General features: G+C 24.9%; 1 pseudogene. It reads right to left on the reverse strand.

Annotation, left to right across the window (positions count from 1 at the left end):
- Nucleotides 1-257 (reverse strand): annotated as a pseudogene (locus KGF48_RS20075) (RNA-guided endonuclease TnpB family protein); the annotation flags it as partial.

A 257-nucleotide genomic window follows, 5' to 3' on the forward strand; every position in this document is an offset into this window, starting at 1 on the left:
GACCATACTCCATTTGAGATATTTTTTGTCTATTAATTCTATTTAATCTTTTCTTCTTTTTTGTATTTTTCTCAATCCCTTTTATATCTCCTAAAACTATTTCACATACTTGTTGCTCTACACAAAAATCTATAAACTTTCTAGTTGTTTGGTGGTATAAATTTATTAATTGGTTATCTGTTTTAGTTCTAATAGTGTTTTTTAATTTCCATAATCTCTTATATTGTCTACTACCTTTTTTGCATCTACTTAATCTT

Origin of the sequence: Clostridioides sp. ZZV15-6388 (genome assembly GCF_020657755.1) — a bacterium.
GTDB lineage: Bacteria > Bacillota > Clostridia > Peptostreptococcales > Peptostreptococcaceae > Clostridioides.